Below are 17608 nucleotides of genomic sequence, written 5' to 3' on the forward strand. Positions count from 1 at the left end.
TCTCTGTGCGGCAGTCGCTCATGGGGGAAACCCCCAAGACCGCGCTGCCTTGTCTCTGTGGTTCGTTTATTTGAGTAATTTATTTCTTGGAAGTCTCATAATCGTAAATATGTGTAATTTGTTACTATGTTTTTTTCTGGAATTTAAATGTAAATAGCAATGTAGCTTTTATAGCAAAAAAAATCTTCCGTATAAATAAGTAACTTCTCTGGCGCTGCATCAGTGCAATCACATCTGAAAAATTAACTTCATTTTGGCAATACACATAGCAATTTTTGGGTTTTGATCGGGGTGTTAAAAATACTAAAACTTATATTTGGAAAGGCTTTTGAGTCCTTACTGCTATATATGCGTAGAACCCTGTAGAGTCGTTTAGATAAAAAAATGGAAGGTTAACTAACCGCTCTAAATCGCTTAAATGGGATAATTCTTCATCTGGATGCAAATTAATCATAACTAAAATGCAATTTACTCATATAAGCTGTCAGTGTTAAGACTGAGGAATTAAAACTATTGTCATTTTTGGCGATATCATGCTTGCCAGTGTAAATACGAAACAAAGGAATTGCTTGTATCAAAGTTTTACAAGAATCATTCCTTTGAATACCAAGCATACCCGATAGTTTTTGTCGGGTATGTTTGACTGGTATTTTTGCTCGTGTTACTATCAGGCGACAGCCGACAGACAAACAGGGAAAGCTAGTTTATGACTCAGGCAATCAAAACCCAAAACCTAACCCAAACCAGCACTGCCTACTTTCAAGCCTTAAAGTGTAAGGAATGTGGTGCCGAATATGAACTCAAAGCCAGTAATGTTTGTGAGTCATGTTTTGGCCCATTAGAAGTCAAGTATGACTACAACGCCCTGCGTCTGACTGTCACTCGTGAAACAATTCAAGCTGGGCCCAATTCAATCTGGCGCTACCGTCCCTTTTTGCCTGTCGCAACTGACAATGTTATAGATGTGGGAACGGGGATGACTCCCTTGGTTCGTTCCCACCGTCTTGCCCGTCGCCTGGGTCTAAATAAGCTTTATATAAAAAATGATGCCGTTAATATGCCCACCTTAAGCTTTAAGGATCGGGTAGTATCAGTCGCTCTGTCGAGGGCGCGAGAGTTGGGTTTCACTACTGTTTCTTGCGCTAGCACTGGTAACTTGGCAAATTCTACAGCTGCGATCGCAGCCCATGCCGGTTTAGATTGCTGTGTGTTCATCCCCGCAGATTTAGAAGCTGGTAAAATTATCGGTAGCCTGATCTACAGTCCCACGCTGATGGCCGTCAAAGGCAACTACGATCAAGTCAATCGTCTTTGTTCGGAAGTTGCTAATACACATGGCTGGGGTTTTGTCAATATTAACCTGCGTCCTTACTACTCTGAAGGTTCCAAGACGTTAGGCTTTGAAGTTGCGGAACAACTAGGCTGGGAATTACCTGATCATGTGGTTGCTCCTTTAGCTTCTGGTTCACTATTTACCAAAATTTATAAAGGGTTCCAAGAATTTATAGAAGTTGGTTTAGTAGAAAACAAGAGCGTCCGTTTCAGTGGCGCTCAAGCTGAGGGTTGTTCGCCCATCGCTCAAGCCTTCAAAGAAGGACGCGACTTTATTAAGCCAGTGAAACCGAATACAATTGCGAAATCCCTAGCGATCGGTAATCCCGCAGACGGCATTTATGCTGTAGAGTTAGCCCAGAAAACTGGTGGTAATATTGAATCAGTCAATGATGCAGAAATTATTGATGGCATCAAGTTGCTGGCAGAAACCGAAGGCATCTTCACCGAAACGGCTGGTGGTACAACCGTGGCCGTGCTGAAAAAACTGGTAGAAGCTGGCAAAATCGATCCAGATGAAACTACCGTGATTTACATCACCGGCAATGGTTTGAAAACCCAAGAAGCAATCCAAGGCTACGTTGGCGAACCCTTGACTATTGATGCTAAACTTGATAGTTTTGAACGCGCTCTAGAGCGATCGCGGACTCTGGATCGCTTGGAATGGCAACAAGTCCTCGTTTAGTTATGAGTTGTGAGTTTTTTATTCATAACTCTTAATTGTATTCCTCACTTTTCACTCCTCACTTTGTACTTCTATGGCTGTAACAGTTTTAGTTCCTACCACTCTTCAAAATTTGACTCATAATCAAGCTAGTCTAGAATCCAACGGTAGCACCATTGCTGAATTGTTGGAATCCTTAGAACAAAGCTTTCCTGGTATTAAATCCAGATTATGCGATGAAGAAGGCAAGCTCCGTCGGTTTGTAAATTTTTACGTCGATAGCGAAGATATTCGCTATTTAGATGGTATTAACACAGCTTTGAAAGATGGCGATGAAGTAAGTATTGTTCCTGCTGTTGCTGGTGGTTAATAGAGAGAACAGTAAATAAAATAGAAGTCTGTCTAGACAAACCTGTGATAGATTACCTTGTTCCCAGTCTTAGACTGGGAATGGTTATTATAAGAGGGCTGCTGCTTCCCTTAATAGTGGTAGCATTTCGCAAGGAATATTGGCGTTGCTGAATCATGGGATGATTTTGCCCAATTTGTAACGAATTTTCAATGGTTTCAACCAGAAACTCATGCCGCATTTATGCAATGCCGGAAGATTTAGTGTAGATACTTGAATGAGTTAACTATGCAGCAATTATTTGAGCAAGTCTTTGTTGCCAAGACTCATTGTTATCAATAGTTAAGATAATCCGATTATAAGATTCATCTCGCAATTGAATAGTTAAATAATTTGTCTCTCGATTCACATACCAAAACTCTTTACCTCGGTTAGTGTAATAAGTTCCAGCCTTAACCACTCCAGGAATAAAGCTACCAGGGGCACGCAATTCTCGCCAATTGCTTTGGGGTTCGGCTGTTGTAACTTGTTCAATATGGGCTAGTGATATTTGCCAAAGTTTATTCAAGCGAACAGCTAGCAGTTGCTCTTTAAAGGTAAATTCTATCTGCAATTTGTCATCAACTATATTTAGGTTCATGATGAACTTCGTTGTCAGTAATTTTTCTATCTAGAGAAATCATATAGGAATCATATTTGATTTCTGAAAAAATCTCGGTAGTCTTGTAGGGTGTGTTAGCGATAGCGTAACGCACCATCCTAAGCTGTTGGTGCGTTACGCTTTGCTAACACACCCTACGTGTATTTCAAAAATCAAATACTAGTGCTATAAGTATATCCAACTGAATAGTGCGATGTCTACAATGGGCTATTCGGGGTCGCAGCTTTTTTTATATCCCGAATTGGCACGCCCTATGTGACATTGATTAATAATATAAAACCATATAAAAGCATGTTTTTGTTAGGGTTCATCATTATAAGTAGGTAGGCATAATTAAATATAAGATGTTATTGCGAAGCAATCCCAGAGACTCTGCGATTGCTTCGTAATGCTTCGCAATGACGGAACATATTATATTTATTCACGCCCATCTACTTACCCTTTAAGCAACTATTAATTTGGACTGAGAGTAAAATTTATAGCTTATAAAAATACCCAATTACAGAGAGATTAATATTCGTGTTTTATTGGTGAGCATTTGGCAATTTGGCAGATTGTGATTAAAGGATTTTGATATATTGCAGAAATTACCAAGATGTTTTTACTTAATTATACAGAAGACGGGCTAACCCCCGTCTTTTATTTTGCTTGCTGTAAAAATCACCTTACAGCAAGTTTCCTTTTTAGGTATTCGATTATACTCGAAAAATAGTCCATCAGGTTTGAGGATATTTGCACACATCCTATAGGAAGATGCCCTATGAATATAATAATGAGTAAATTAATTCGGGATGTTGTTATGTACTGGATTTATATAGAGGTTTGGTTCACCGCCAAACCTTTTTTTATATCTCCAGAACTTACGCAAAAATCACCAAAAAGCTGAATTTTTCGACCGTTCATCCTACCTGAAAAATGCTGTCATTCCTATGATGTTTATCTGCAAACAAAATTAAAAACTAAAAGTACTCCGCAGAATGCCAATGGTAACTGAGTCATTATCTGGTGTGTTAGCAGGTTGCAATAGATGAATTATTCCTGGTGTAATGCTGATGTTATCTGTTAGCTGGAAACGATAAAATGCCTCAATTTGAGTGGTTGTCCCTGGTTGCCCACCTGCACGTCCTAAGCCGGTATTAATAAAATCAGGGACATTATTCCCTACAGGTAGGTCGCTACTGGTGATTTTAGGAGGTTGACCGACATAAATTCCGCCTAAATTTCCTTTCTTCAATAAATCAGGGAAATTTAGAAAGACCATATAATTCGTCGTCTCTACATTTCCAGATTGCCCAGGAATATAAGATTTAGTATAGCCACCCCATGCACCTGCACTCAGATGAGGAGAGACTTGCCAAGTTATAGTCGCACCGACGGCGTTGGTTTGTAATGGCGCTGATTTCCCGGTAGTTGTATTAACCGCAGTTAAGCATTCATCACCAACAAAAGTTAGTAAACAACCATCTGAAGAGTAATTGTTAACGTAATACAAACTTAAATCGAGAGTATCGGTTGGTGTCAGCAGCAATTGCACACCTGTAGTTCTAGTTCCATCAAATAAACCGCTACCTTTAGTGGGGTTTCCTGGTTGATAAGCAGTATAAATTGCCTGCAAACTAGCGCGTTTAGCAAATTGCCAATCAATAGCTATACCGCCGTGACCGTATCCCATATTTAAAATTGGGTTTCTTTGGGCAAAATAAGATAATGGCCCTGTTGCAGCACTTTCTACTCGATTTGGGCCTCGGAAAGCAGCAGGCATACTTACACCTTCTGTTCCTACCATCACTGCTAATTTATCTGTCACCAGCCAATGAAAATTAAGGTCACTTACAATCAAGTTGTCTGTAGGAAATTCGTAGCCAAGTAAAACATCATTCCGAGAAACACTATTGGTAAATCTTGGCGCACTAGTACCTCTACCAGCTAAAAGACCTGTAAACAAGTAACTACTAGGAGTGATTTGACTAGTTAAATATAATTGCGCTAAGGAGATAACATCAGTGTTTGTCCCTGCATCATTTGTATCTTTTTGTCCATCTCTAGGATTAACATCACCACGATTGTTAGTCCGTCCTTGAATGCCGACTATTAGTAATCCACTGAGTTTGGTTGTTGTTGAGAATTGGTTAGCTTCAATTTCGCCAGTTCTGGCTTCTAGACTATCAACACGACCCCGCAAAATTGCTAATTCTGAGGCAAATTCTGACTGCAATTTTTGTAATATTGCCAAATCTTCACGGGTGACTAAATCGCTGGTGGCTGTAGTGATTAATTCGTTGACTCTATCTAAACAAGCATTCACGCCGGCGGCAAATTCATACCGAGTTAAGGCGCGATTACCGCGATAGCTACTATCTGGATAGCCAGCTATACAACCATAGCGTTCTACCAAAGACTGTAATGCTTGGAATGCCCAATCATTGGGTTGTACGTCCTTGAGTTGAGAAACCGATGTAACTTGCGCCATCGAATCTTTTGGGGAGAGGAGAGAAGAATTTAAATCTGTACTCTCCTGCGCTTGAGTAGTTACAGTGTCTGTGTACTCTTGTGCTAGTACTTTTTGTGCAACGCCATTTACTCCCGCAATTAGTAACCATGCGAGCATCCAGGTTTTGCGATAACTGCGGCTAATAAGTCTACCTTTCAACTTTTTACACTCTTCACATACTCAAGTGAAGAGTGTATTCGCTGTTGTCTAACATTCACATGGGAAAATTTACGTATTTTGTCGAAAATGAGACTTAAATCTTTCTGGGCAACTTCTGAAAGGACGAGTATAACAGGGTATTGGGGACTGGGGACTGGGTAAGAATTCTCAATCTCTAATTCCCAATCTCTAATCCCCAATCCCTAATCCCCAATCTATGGCAAATCGTTCACGCAAGCCGATACCAAAAACCTCGAAACAAAATAAACCTCATGCAGTTGTGATGAAACGCGTCGTTAAAAAACCCCAGAAAAGGCTAAAACGGGGAAGTTGGTTGTCGTCAATGCTAGCGATCGCAATTCTGTTGAGTAGTGCTAGTCTAGTTATGGCTTTTGCCTGGATTAGTGTTCTCTTCATCTTCAATCCAGACCAGGTAAGCTGGCTAAATAAAATTTTACCTGCATGGGCCCAAATCCCTCTTGGTAAGTACGAACACCCCAAAACTCTCAAACAAATTCAACTCGATTTGAGTCAAAAAAACCAAATATTTGGTGAAAATCTACCTCTACGTCAGGATGCAAAAGACTCTTTTTTACTACCAGTTTGGCAGCAGCGTGCTAATTGTCAATCTGATTGTAAAAAACTTGTAGAACTCAGGGTTTACGAGCGCTCAAAAGAGTTAGAGTTTAAATCTCAGTCAGAAAATTACTACTACCTAACGACTCAATTATCTGTAACTGGGCCGGAAGAATCCTTTGTGATTTCTCCCTCACTTGATGGAACATTAGAACTGCAAGATATCAGTGTTCCCTTACCTTTAACTGAAGTGCAACGGTTTGATGGTGGGACACCATCACCAGGGGTTTGGTTTAATTTGCGGGGTAAACACCAACAAGGAAATGGTGCGATCGCTTACGGTAACATTGTGTATTACAATCCAGAACGCACCAATTTAATACAAATGTTGTCTTGGACAAGTCCCAACGGACAATTACCCAAATGGCAACAGGTAACTGGTGATGCGACAAAAGAGTTAGTTGTTGATGAAACAGTAGGTTTAGAACCGCATTTACAGGTTTACCAAGTCAAGCCTGTGAAGTTATTACTCAAACCAATTGAATTAGAGGCGATTAGCCTCAAATCACCAGCCCTCAAGGATTCTGCATACCAAAATGCCCTAGCAATTGCCCGTAGTGGACTGTGGACACCAGCCTTTGAATGGTTGAAATTCATCAAGAAACAGCACAAAGGAGTTTTTCCACAGGCGGCGCAAGCGCAAATGGATTTGATTCGTTTGCATTCCCAACTTACTAAAATCCAAGCCCAGAAAAAATGGGCAAGTCCTAGTCAAGAAGTACTAGCAAACTTGATTGATGGTCGCTGGGAGAAAGCTTTACAGGTGTTTGAAGCGTCACCACATAATGTCCAAGAAATTGCTACTTTACTGAAAGCGGATAAGAACCGGTTATGGAATCGAACTGCTCAGGCGTTACGGGTGAACCCAAATAGACTAGAGGTGCAAGCTTGGTTCGTGCTGACTTTAGCTGTTCAGCAGGGAGAAGAACATGCTAATTCTTGGTTAAAAGCGCAACCAAAAATTACAAAAGATAATCTTGCCTATATTCAAGGTCTGTTAGCAAGACTCAATGGTGAGGATGCAAAATCGCAAATATCCTCTACTCACCCTAGTGAAATTGTCGGTACAGTGCAACCAATTACTCAAGTTACTAGCACTGAGTGGCTGCAACCCAATTCTCCAGAAGACTTGAAACTCACAGATAACCAAGTTTGGTATCAGGTAGAGGTAAATGCATTCAATGACGGTAAAAGCTGGCTAAATTCCCCCTTCGAGAATTTGAACCCACCCAAAACTGATACTGCCAAATTTTTCTGGAAAACTTTGGGAATCACTTCTGACCCGGAAATCCAGATTATAGTCTGGTTGCCAAATGGAGAGCAAAAAATTACTATCGCGGCTATCAAAGCGGTGCAACTACAGGGTAAAGTTTTACGCCTATTAGCTGCGGGGCCAAAAATTCCAGAGAATCAAAACGATGTTATCCAACCCAAACCTTTAGCCTTAACAAATGCAGCACTGGAATGGATACAACCATCTCCCATCACCCTACAAGAACTGTATCAACAAAATCCCCAAGGGGTAAAGGTAATATTATCGAGTCTGTGGAAATCTTTACAGCAATCTGGTGAAGTTCCGGCTGGTGCTATTCCTAGCTTTGAGCAGATGCAGCAAAAGTTGGGTGATTGGCCCGTTCAAGTGATTGATTTAACAAATAACGCTCAACCAGAAATAATACTGACTATCTCAGCAGCAGCAATCGCATCTTTGAATCAGTCTCCACCGGAAATTCAGGGGGGAAATACAGAGCAACACCGTGACCGGACTATAATTTTATCCGATCGCAATCAAGTCATTTACACTGATTTTACAGGAAATGATTTACAAAGACTCTCTGCGATCGCCAGGCTTTCAGACGTGCAATCCTTAGCTTTGCTAGTAGAAAATGCTCATAACTACAGTTTGAGACGCTGGTCAGAGAAAAATCAGCGCTTTGAATAGCACGCCCCTTACTCAAATTTAAATTCAAGAGGCACTGGCGTAGGCGTAGCCCGTCGTAGACATCGCTATTTCCAAAACTGACTTATTCCTTTTGGCTAGTCTCAGTGTCGGCTAAACGTTGGTGCTTCAGGTTTTCCAACTGCTGCAACAGAGAGTCTACTTCTGCTTGTAAATGCATAAATTTAGCTTGTTGATCGTCTTGATAATAAGACTTGGTTAGCTTACTGACCCAGTTAGCCTGGGATTCGCGATCGGAAACACTAGATAAACAAGTAGGCATCGTTAATTAAATCCACAATTTAATTCACACCATTAGAAATAATATAATAATGCTCTTTTAAGCTTTATTAAAATATTGTGTATTTTAAATCAATTACTCTAATGGGTTTTCGGTTCAATCATAAGAGACGGTGAACAGAATGGCTGTGTTCCAAAGAAAACACTGCCCCATGACTCCTGAATTCTGTTTGATAAATTTCGAGGCAAAATAGCAACGAAGCCCAAGCGAGATTAGATGGACAGGTAGTTGCCCAAGGCTACTGCCAAGGAGAGACAGCGCATTGCGTATTTAACTGGTATTCTAAATAAAAATGGCAAGTGAAACACCTGCACCACAAAAAATAATATTCTTAAGTAATATTCTTTTGCAATTAAGGGGCTGGGACAGAGCAAAGAAAAATCCACTTTCTTCCTCTTCCCCATCCGATGCTTCCATCTGCCACCCTCTCTAAATATCCAATCCTTACATTAAGAAATTTTAAATCCCGTGACTTTGAGCCTATCTGTTGCTAAATCTCATCGCCAACCCTGGCCCGGACTGATAGAAGCCTATCGCCAATACTTGCCTGTGAGCGAAAAAACACCGGTGGTAACTCTGTTGGAGGGAAACACACCTCTAATACCAGTGCCAGCGATCGCAGAACGTATTGGCAGACAAGTACGGGTTTTTGTAAAATATGATGGTCTAAACCCTACCGGTAGCTTCAAAGACCGGGGGATGACTATGGCAATTTCCAAGGCCAAGGAAGCAGGGGCAAAAGCAGTAATTTGTGCCAGCACGGGTAACACCTCAGCCGCCGCCGCCGCCTATGCCAAACGTGGGGGGATGAATGCCTTTGTATTAATTCCCGATGGTTATGTGGCGCTGGGCAAGTTAGCCCAGGCATTGCTGTATGGTGCAGAAGTATTGGCAATTAAAGGGAATTTTGACCAAGCGCTAGAAATTGTCCGCGAGATGGCCGAAAGCTATCCGGTAACATTGGTAAATTCGGTCAATCCCTACCGCCTAGAAGGGCAGAAAACAGGAGCCTTTGAAATTGTCGATGCCTTGGGTGATGCCCCAGACTGGTTGTGCATCCCCGTTGGTAATGCGGGAAACATCACAGCATATTGGATGGGCTTTTGTCAATATCATCAAGATGGAAAGTGCGATCGCTTGCCTCGAATGATGGGATTCCAAGCCGCAGGTGCAGCCCCATTAGTACACGGTCAGCCCGTGGCGCATCCCGAAACCCTCGCGACAGCAATTCGCATTGGCAACCCCGCTAGCTGGGATTTAGCGATCGCAGCCCAAACCGCAAGCCAGGGAAGTTTCCACGCCGTTACCGATGCAGAAATTCTCGACGCTTATCGACTTTTGGCAGCATCAGAAGGGATCTTCTGCGAACCCGCTAGCGCCGCTTCTGTAGCCGGGTTGTTGCAGATGAAAGACCAAATTCCCACAGGGGCGACAGTGGTTTGTGTCCTCACAGGCAATGGTCTAAAAGACCCAGATACAGCTATTAAACACAATCACAGTCAATTTAAACAGGGAATTGCAGCCGAATTGGGCGCAGTCGCCGAGGCAATGGGATTTTAAGCAGCGTAATATCTATAACTTGCCCTTTCAAAATGACTCATAAAATCTCTTGTTTTTTCTCTGCGTTCTCCGCGCCTCTGTGGTATAAAAATAATTTATTTAGCCACTCCAGACGCAGAGTACACGAAACAAAGAGCGTAAAGAAGAATTTGGGGATTATTAATTTTGAATTTTGAATTTTGAATTCGGAGCGAAGCGACGTGACTCATTCTACTGATATTGCTACCTTAGCCCGGTGGATGGCAGCTGATTTTAGTAATCAAGAACAAGCTTTTGAAAATCCGCCTTTTTATGCCCACATTCGCGTGTGTATCCGTCCCCTTCCCTTAGAATTGTTCTCAGGGGTAAGTTTGTTTCTCGAACAAGCTTATGATTTTATGCTCAATCAACCCTACCGGCTGCGGGTAATGAATTTGATTCCGGCAGAAAACCACATTATTATTGAACACTACACCCTTAAAGAAGAACAAAAATTTTACGGCGCATCTCGTAAACCTGAACGTTTAAAAGATTTATCCGTTGACCAATTGGAAAAAATGTCAGGTTGCAACATGGTCGTAGAGTGGACAGGTAATAGCTTTAAAGGCAGGGTTGAACCCGGTAAAGGCTGCATTGTGGTTCGTGACGGCAAAAATACCTATCTAGATAATGAATTTGAGATTGACGCTAAAGAATTTTTCAGCCTCGACCGGGGAAGGGATTTAGACACTGATGAGCGTCTGTGGGGTTCCATCGCCGGGCCATTTCACTTTGTCAGATGGGCAAATTTTGCCGATGAAGTCAAGTTAATTAACGCGCTGGATACTCACACTTAACCGCTTGTGGGTAGGTGTTGGTGAATGTCCATTTCACGACATCGCCGCTGACAACTGTTAATTTATTTATTAAATGCTTGACAACTTCTCCTAACGGGGATGAAAACAAGACAGAAACCCGACCCCATACCCCACAAAAAATAATCTATTAACTGAAAGCCTTATCTAATAAGTCTTTTGGTTATTGAGTACATGATTAATACATATTAATAGATGCGGTATTTAGGATGAGATACTAATGTATGAAGTATTTATTTAAAGTTAATTAAAGAGCCGAAAGCCATTAATAAATCATCATTTGAACAATGGTAAATTCTACCGAGAACTCTTTGACTTTAAAATTTTAATACTCTGACTTCCTAGCTCTGGCTATTTATACAGCAGTTTGTCATTCAGTAAAGTACAAAACTAATTCGTAATTCGTAACTAAGAGGATGAATGAACAAGTCATCTTGTCGGTATGCAAAGTTTTAGATCCCCCTAAATCCACGCCACTGCGGTCTTGGGGAGACCCCAAGACCGCAGTAGCTACCCTAAAAAAGGGGGACTTTGATTCCGATTCCCCCCTTTTTAGGGGGGATCTAAGAGTTCCTAAAATTACAGGGAAATACTTGTTCATCCAAACCTCTAAAAGAGTACGGAAGATAATACTGATTGAACTACAAATTGTGTTAGCGAGTCTGCAAGCATCATTATCAATTAAAAATTACTTTGATGACTGATATCAGTTCTGTATGAAGGTGCGCCGAACTATATGAGGAACGAACCGCAAAGGACACAAAGGACACAAAGAAAGAAATAAGAAGCAAAGGAAATTTGGCGCAGCTTCACAAAGAAATGGTATGACTCCTGAATTCTGCTCTTCTATTTACACTGAGAGACGGGGACAAAAATCAGATTATGAACAAAACCTTTGCAACCATTGATGGGAATGAAGCTGTCGCCCGTGTTGCTTACAAACTAAATGAAGCGATCGCCATTTATCCTATCACCCCCTCTTCAGCAATGGGTGAATGGGCAGATGCTTGGTCAGCAGAAGGTCGTCCTAACCTCTGGGGTACTATTCCCAGCGTTGTGCAGATGCAAAGCGAAGGGGGAGCCGCAGCTGCGGTACATGGGGCATTGCAAACAGGTTCCCTGAGTACCACCTTCACGGCATCTCAGGGATTATTGTTGATGATTCCCAATTTCTACAAAATTGCTGGTGAGTTGACTAGCGCCGTGGTTCACGTTGCAGCCCGTTCTTTGGCTACCCACGCTTTATCAATTTTTGGCGATCATAGCGATGTGATGGCGGCTCGTGCGACTGGTTTCGCCCTGCTGTGTTCCGCTTCGGTGCAAGAAAGTCAAGATTTTGCTCTCATCGCTCATGCAGCTACTTTAGAGACGCGAGTCTCGTTTATGCACTTCTTTGATGGCTTCCGCACTTCCCATGAAATCCAGAAAGTCAAACTGCTTTCAGATGGAGATTTGCGATCGCTCATTCACGATCATCTCATACTCGCTCACCGCAGGCGCGCCCTCACCCCAGATCGTCCTGTATTGCGGGGGACTGCCCAAAACCCCGATGTCTACTTCCAAGGACGCGAAAGCGCTAACCCTTACTACAACGCTTGTCCAGAAATTGTCCAGCGCATCATGAATGAATTTGGAGAACGCACGGGAAGGCATTATAAAATCTATGAATATTACGGTGCTAAAGATGCCGAGCGCGTTATCGTTCTCATGGGTTCAGGCTGTGAAACCGTCCATGAAACGATAGATTATCTTAACGCCCGTGGTGAAAAAATTGGTGTAATGAAAGTGCGACTTTATCGCCCCTTTGATGTCCAAAGGTTTGTTGCAGCTTTACCAACTAGTGTAAAAGCGATCGCAGTTCTCGATCGCACCAAAGAAGCAGGTAGCGCCGGGGAACCTTTGTATTTGGATGTTGTGGCTGCTATCTATGAAGCGTGGGGAGCAGGGGAGCAGGGGAGCAGGGGAGCAGAGGAGAAATTAGGATTAGATTCTCCTCTGCCCCTCCGCTCCTCAGCCCCTCTGCCTAAAGTCATTGGTGGTCGTTATGGTCTTTCTTCTAAAGAATTTACGCCGGCGATGGTGAAGGGGATTTTTGATAATCTTGCTGAAGCTAAACCGAAGAATCATTTTACGATTGGGATTAATGACGATGTTACTTACACTTCTCTAAATTTTGACCCCAGCTTCTCTACAGAATCGGATAATGTTGTTCGGGCAATGTTTTATGGTTTGGGTTCAGATGGTACTGTTGGTGCTAACAAAAACTCTATCAAGATTATTGGTGAAGAAACCGACAATTACGCCCAAGGCTACTTTGTCTATGATTCTAAGAAATCTGGCTCGATGACTGTCTCTCACCTCCGCTTTGGTAAAGAGCCAATTCGCTCTACCTACTTAATTGACCAAGCTAACTTTATTGGTTGTCATCATTGGGGATTTCTGGAACGCATAGATATTTTGAAAGCTGCTATTCCTGGGGCAACTTTGCTGCTTAACAGTCCATACAATGCAGATAGCGTCTGGGAATATTTGCCGCTCAAAGTGCAGCAGCAAATTATCGATAAGCATTTGAAGTTATACGTCATAAATGCCAGCCAAGTTGCCCGTGAAAGTGGCATGGGTGGCAGAATTAACACCATTATGCAGGTCTGTTTCTTTGCCTTGGCGGGAGTCTTGCCGCAAGAAGAAGCGATCGCTAAAATCAAACAAGCGATTGATAAGACTTATGGTAAAAAAGGCGCTGAAGTTGTCCGCATGAATTTGCAAGCTGTTGACAACACCTTAGACAACTTGCATAAAGTAGATGTCCCACAAACAATTCTCAGCACAGACGCGATTAATCCCGTCTCTACTCTTAACTCCGCTCCCGAATTTGTGCGGGAAGTGCTGGGGAAAATCATGGTGTGGGAAGGTGATGATTTAGCTGTTAGCACTCTACCAGTTGATGGCACATTTCCCGTAGGTACTGCCAAGTGGGAAAAACGTAACGTTGCCGAAGAGATACCTGTGTGGGAGCCGGATATCTGCATTCAGTGTGGTAAGTGTGTTATGGTTTGTCCCCATAGTGCCATCCGCGCTAAAGCTTATCAACCCGATGAGTTAGTCAATGCACCAGAAACCTTTAAATCAACTCGTGCAAAAGATAAAGACTTTGCCAATCAAAAATTTACTATTCAGGTAGCCCCAGAAGATTGCACCGGATGTACTATTTGTGTAAATATTTGCCCTGCTAAAGATAAATCTGAGCCATTGCGGAAAGCGATTAACATGGCGCAGCAGTTGCCTTTACAAGAACAAGAGCGGAAAAACTGGGATTTCTTCTTGAGTTTACCTAATCCTGACAGGCGATCGCTAAAATTAAACCAGATTCGCCAACAACAACTGCAAGAACCCCTATTTGAATTCTCTGGTGCTTGTGCAGGTTGTGGTGAAACACCTTATTTAAAACTATTAACACAATTGTTTGGCGATCGCGCTGTCATCGCTAATGCTACAGGTTGTTCTTCAATTTATGGCGGAAATCTCCCCACCACTCCTTGGACAACAAACGCCCAAGGACGCGGCCCAGCGTGGTCTAATAATCTATTTGAAGATAACGCCGAATTCGGTTTTGGCTTCCGTCTTTCCCTGGATAAACAAGCTGAGTTTGCGGCGGAATTGTTGCAACAGTTGGGGAGTGAAATAGATGAAACCCTTGTCTATTCCATCCTGAAAGCTGAACAAAAATCTGAGGCTGACATTTGGGAACAGCGCGAAAGAATAGAACTGTTGCAGCAGAAGTTAGATGAAATTGTCACTTTCGATCCTAACCTCAAATCCAAAATCCAAAATCTCAAATCTCTTGCCGATTACTTAGTGAGAAAAAGCGTTTGGATTGTTGGCGGTGACGGTTGGGCTTATGATATTGATTTTGGCGGCATCGATCATGTCATTGCCAGTGGTCGAAATGTCAACATCTTGGTAATGGATACAGAAGTGTATTCTAATACAGGCGGTCAATCTTCTAAAGCCACGCCACGCGCCGCAGTTGCTAAATATGCCGCCAGTGGTAAGCCTGCACCAAAGAAAGATTTGGGGATGATTGCGATGACATACGGAAATGTCTACGTAGCGAGTGTAGCCCTTGGTGCTAGAGATGAACATACCCTCAAAGCATTTTTGGAAGCAGAGGCTTATGATGGGCCATCAATAATTATTGCTTACAGCCATTGCATCGCCCACGGTATTAATATGACTATGGGGATGAATCATCAAAAAACTCTGGTAGAATCAGGTCGGTGGTTACTGTATCGGCATAATCCAGAATTGCTTAACCAGGGTGAAAATCCATTGCAATTGGATATGCGATCGCCAACACAACCGGTAGAACATTCAATGTATCAAGAAAATCGCTTCAAAATGCTTACCAAGAGCAAGCCCGACGTTGCCAAGCACTTGTTAGAACAAGCCCAAGCTGAGGTAGATGCCCGTTGGCAGATGTACCAATATTTGGCAAAACGCGAGATTAAACAAGGAACTGATTAAAAGGTTATTGCATCCCACCATCAAATCATACAAGCGATCGCAGTTTCTGAAATTAGAGTAAGAGCGATCGCTATGACGGGCTATTCGGTGACGCACCATCATCAGATGGGATGCTCCCGATGCGATCGCCTCGGTGGGCGGTTACGCCATCGCAAACCTGCCGCATCTGCTCACACTCAGTTAGTAATACACCATCAGCATATTCGCCCCAAGAGCTATCTTTCACGCCAGCAGTTGTTTCACTTCGTTAACTGACCCGTGCCGGAGTTCATGTATAGCTTGGTGTAGAATAGTATGGGCATTCGTTGCACCTGCGATCGCTAGACTTCTTGCAGAAATGGGGAAAATCTGAATTTCAAACCAATGTCCCCATGCATATTTGGGTCGATCGCATCAAGGAAAAGATTCTTCAGAAAAATGAAATGACTGCGTTTTTGATTCGCATTGATAAAGAAACGGGTAAGCGCGGGGCTGAGAAGGATTGGGCGTTGGATACGAGTTGTCAGATTGAGGCGCAATGGAATTGCACAAATTGAACATGATTAGGCAATCCCAATGAAAAGACCTGGATTTATTGAGCGTCATCACCTGTGGACAGAAATCCAAAAAGAAGCATCTGAAAAAATCAAGGCTGTTGTTAAAGAACAGGATCTATTGTTGATTCGTACTGCTTGGTCAGACCAGCATGGCATTGTTCGCAGTAAGTCGCTCTTACCCCAAGCCTTTTTCAGCGCCCTGGAAAATGGTATGCAAATCAGTACTGGGACATTCTTGTTTGATACAGGTGGCGCAATTGTATTTAACCCTTTTGTTCCTGGCGGTAGCTTGGATATGCCTCTGATGACAGGTGCGCCAAATCTTGTGGCTGTTCCTGACCCTGATACCTTCAAAATTGTGCCTTGGGCAAAACGTACTGGCTTTATTCTCTGTGACGAGTACTTTCAGAATGGTCAGCCAATGCCCTTTTCCAGTCGTGGTATTTTGCGCCAATCATTATTAGAGTTACATCAAAGAGGCTTTACGTATATTGTCGGCTTAGAAGTTGAGTGGTATCTGGCAAAGTTGTTAGATCCGATGTTAGCGATCGCTAATGTTGGTACTTCTGGAAAACCCGGCCAAGCTGCTAAAGTTAGCGCCGTAGAGCATAGCTTCCAATATCTTTTAGAATCCCACAATCCAGAGATTCACGATTTGCTGCGCGTTTTGGCAGAAAACTTAGTTGAAATGGAATTGCCTTTAAGGAGTGTAGAAAACGAAGGGGGTGTCGGTCAATTTGAATTTACCTTTGACCCAATTCCGGCATTGCAAGCTGCCGATACAATGATGATATTCCGAATGGCAACCAAGCAAATCTGCCGTCAACAAGGTTACATTGCATCATTTATGTGTCGTCCAGGACTGCAAGGTTGTTCTTCAAATGGCTGGCATTTGCACCAATCCCTTGTAGACCGAACTACAGGCGAGAACGCTTTCATGTCTGCAACAGGGCAAACCCTCACGTCAGATTTAGCTAAACACTTCATTGCTGGTCTTCTCAAACACGCCAATGCTGCTTCTGTGTTCACAACCCCGACAATTAACGGCTACAAAAGATTTAGACCTTATTCCCTAGCTCCTGATCGTGCGGGGTGGGGATGGGAAAATCGAGGCGCAATGATTAGATTACAAGGCGGTTTTGATGACCCCAGCACCCACATTGAAAACCGAGTTGGAGAACCAGCAGCCAATCCCTATCTCTACATGGCATCGCAATTGATTTCTGGCTTAGATGGTGTAGATCGTAAAATTGACCCTGGTTCTCCAACAGAGTCACCTTACACTACAGAAAATCCAACTTTACCCAAAAGTTTGCCAGAGGCGATTTCATCTTTGAGCCAAAGCGAACTTTTTTCTCAAAAAATGGGGCAGCAGTTCATAAACTTTATCATCAAGATCAAACAGAGTGAAATTAATCGCTTTTTGCAGTCCGTCGCCGAGATGCCACCAGAAGAGTATTTATTGCAGGTGACTAACTGGGAGCAAAGAGAATATTTTGAACTATTTTGAATTTAGAGAACTCCAAAAAATGATTGATCCTATGATAAGAGAAAGGTAACTTTATTTTGTAGCCGAACTCATGTCTCCAAAATCTGTCATTCAACTCACGGAGAGCCTAAAAT

General features: G+C 42.6%; 13 protein-coding genes. 8 read left to right on the forward strand and 5 right to left on the reverse strand.

Annotated features, from left to right (window positions below):
• The first annotated feature begins 706 nt into the window (after nucleotides 1–706).
• Together thrC (V7K55_RS10710) and V7K55_RS10715 are read left to right on the forward strand one after the other, a co-directional pair.
• Nucleotides 707–2017, forward strand: a complete 1311-nt coding sequence (gene thrC / locus V7K55_RS10710) for a threonine synthase (RefSeq protein WP_094330661.1) — start codon at nucleotides 707–709, stop codon at nucleotides 2015–2017.
• A 73-nt stretch (nucleotides 2018–2090) separates the two neighbouring features.
• Nucleotides 2091–2366 carry a MoaD/ThiS family protein gene (locus tag V7K55_RS10715; RefSeq protein WP_094330660.1) on the forward strand — a complete coding sequence of 92 codons (276 nt, stop codon included), beginning with the start codon at nucleotides 2091–2093 and terminating at the stop codon, nucleotides 2364–2366.
• Between the two features lie 265 nt (nucleotides 2367–2631).
• On the opposite strand, the gene V7K55_RS10720 is transcribed toward V7K55_RS10715, so the two are convergent.
• Both V7K55_RS10720 and V7K55_RS10725 read right to left on the reverse strand, forming a co-directional pair.
• Complete coding sequence (locus tag V7K55_RS10720) at nucleotides 2632–2985, reverse strand: hypothetical protein (protein WP_334830978.1); 354 nt, start codon at nucleotides 2983–2985, stop codon at nucleotides 2632–2634.
• 973 nt (nucleotides 2986–3958) lie between these two features.
• Complete coding sequence (locus V7K55_RS10725) at nucleotides 3959–5614, reverse strand: iron uptake porin (protein ID WP_334830993.1); 1656 nt, start codon at nucleotides 5612–5614, stop codon at nucleotides 3959–3961.
• Nucleotides 5615–5873: 259 nt separating this feature from the next.
• Here V7K55_RS10725 and V7K55_RS10730 point away from each other — a divergent pair, with 259 nt between their 5' ends.
• A complete protein-coding gene (locus V7K55_RS10730) occupies nucleotides 5874–8234 on the forward strand; it encodes a hypothetical protein (RefSeq protein ID WP_334830980.1) in 2361 nt (786 codons plus the stop codon).
• Nucleotides 8235–8316: 82 nt separating this feature from the next.
• Here the strand turns inward: V7K55_RS10730 and V7K55_RS10735 are convergent, their stop codons facing one another.
• Together V7K55_RS10735 and V7K55_RS10740 are read right to left on the reverse strand one after the other, a co-directional pair.
• The gene (locus V7K55_RS10735) at nucleotides 8317–8514 is read right to left on the reverse strand and encodes a hypothetical protein (RefSeq protein ID WP_094330682.1); all 198 of its coding nucleotides are present in this window, start codon (nucleotides 8512–8514) and stop codon (nucleotides 8317–8319) included.
• Between the two features lie 300 nt (nucleotides 8515–8814).
• Entirely contained in the window at nucleotides 8815–8949 is a 135-nt protein-coding gene (locus V7K55_RS10740) for a hypothetical protein (protein WP_262985808.1), read from the reverse strand.
• Between the two features lie 51 nt (nucleotides 8950–9000).
• Here V7K55_RS10740 and thrC (V7K55_RS10745) point away from each other — a divergent pair, with 51 nt between their 5' ends.
• From thrC (V7K55_RS10745) to nifJ, 3 genes are all read left to right on the forward strand, one after another.
• On the forward strand, nucleotides 9001–10092 hold the full coding sequence (gene thrC, locus V7K55_RS10745; RefSeq protein WP_334830982.1) for a threonine synthase: 1092 nt from the start codon (nucleotides 9001–9003) through the stop codon (nucleotides 10090–10092).
• Nucleotides 10093–10292: 200 nt separating this feature from the next.
• Complete coding sequence (locus V7K55_RS10750) at nucleotides 10293–10907, forward strand: chromophore lyase CpcT/CpeT (protein WP_334830984.1); 615 nt, start codon at nucleotides 10293–10295, stop codon at nucleotides 10905–10907.
• Between the two features lie 900 nt (nucleotides 10908–11807).
• On the forward strand, nucleotides 11808–15449 hold the full coding sequence (gene nifJ / locus V7K55_RS10755; protein WP_334830986.1) for a pyruvate:ferredoxin (flavodoxin) oxidoreductase: 3642 nt from the start codon (nucleotides 11808–11810) through the stop codon (nucleotides 15447–15449).
• A 70-nt stretch (nucleotides 15450–15519) separates the two neighbouring features.
• Here the strand turns inward: nifJ and V7K55_RS10760 are convergent, their stop codons facing one another.
• Nucleotides 15520–15675, reverse strand: a complete 156-nt coding sequence (locus V7K55_RS10760) for a hypothetical protein (protein ID WP_334830988.1) — start codon at nucleotides 15673–15675, stop codon at nucleotides 15520–15522.
• Nucleotides 15676–15820: 145 nt separating this feature from the next.
• Here V7K55_RS10760 and V7K55_RS10765 point away from each other — a divergent pair, with 145 nt between their 5' ends.
• Together V7K55_RS10765 and V7K55_RS10770 are read left to right on the forward strand one after the other, a co-directional pair.
• A complete protein-coding gene (locus V7K55_RS10765) occupies nucleotides 15821–15985 on the forward strand; it encodes a hypothetical protein (RefSeq protein WP_334830995.1) in 165 nt (54 codons plus the stop codon).
• Nucleotides 15986–16004: 19 nt separating this feature from the next.
• Nucleotides 16005–17495 (forward strand): glutamine synthetase family protein, encoded by a 1491-nt coding sequence (locus tag V7K55_RS10770; RefSeq protein ID WP_334830991.1) that lies wholly within the window; start codon nucleotides 16005–16007, stop codon nucleotides 17493–17495.
• Nucleotides 17496–17608: the final 113 nt, after the last annotated feature.

It is taken from the genome of Nostoc sp., from assembly GCF_036919895.1.
Lineage (GTDB): Bacteria > Cyanobacteriota > Cyanobacteriia > Cyanobacteriales > Nostocaceae > Nostoc.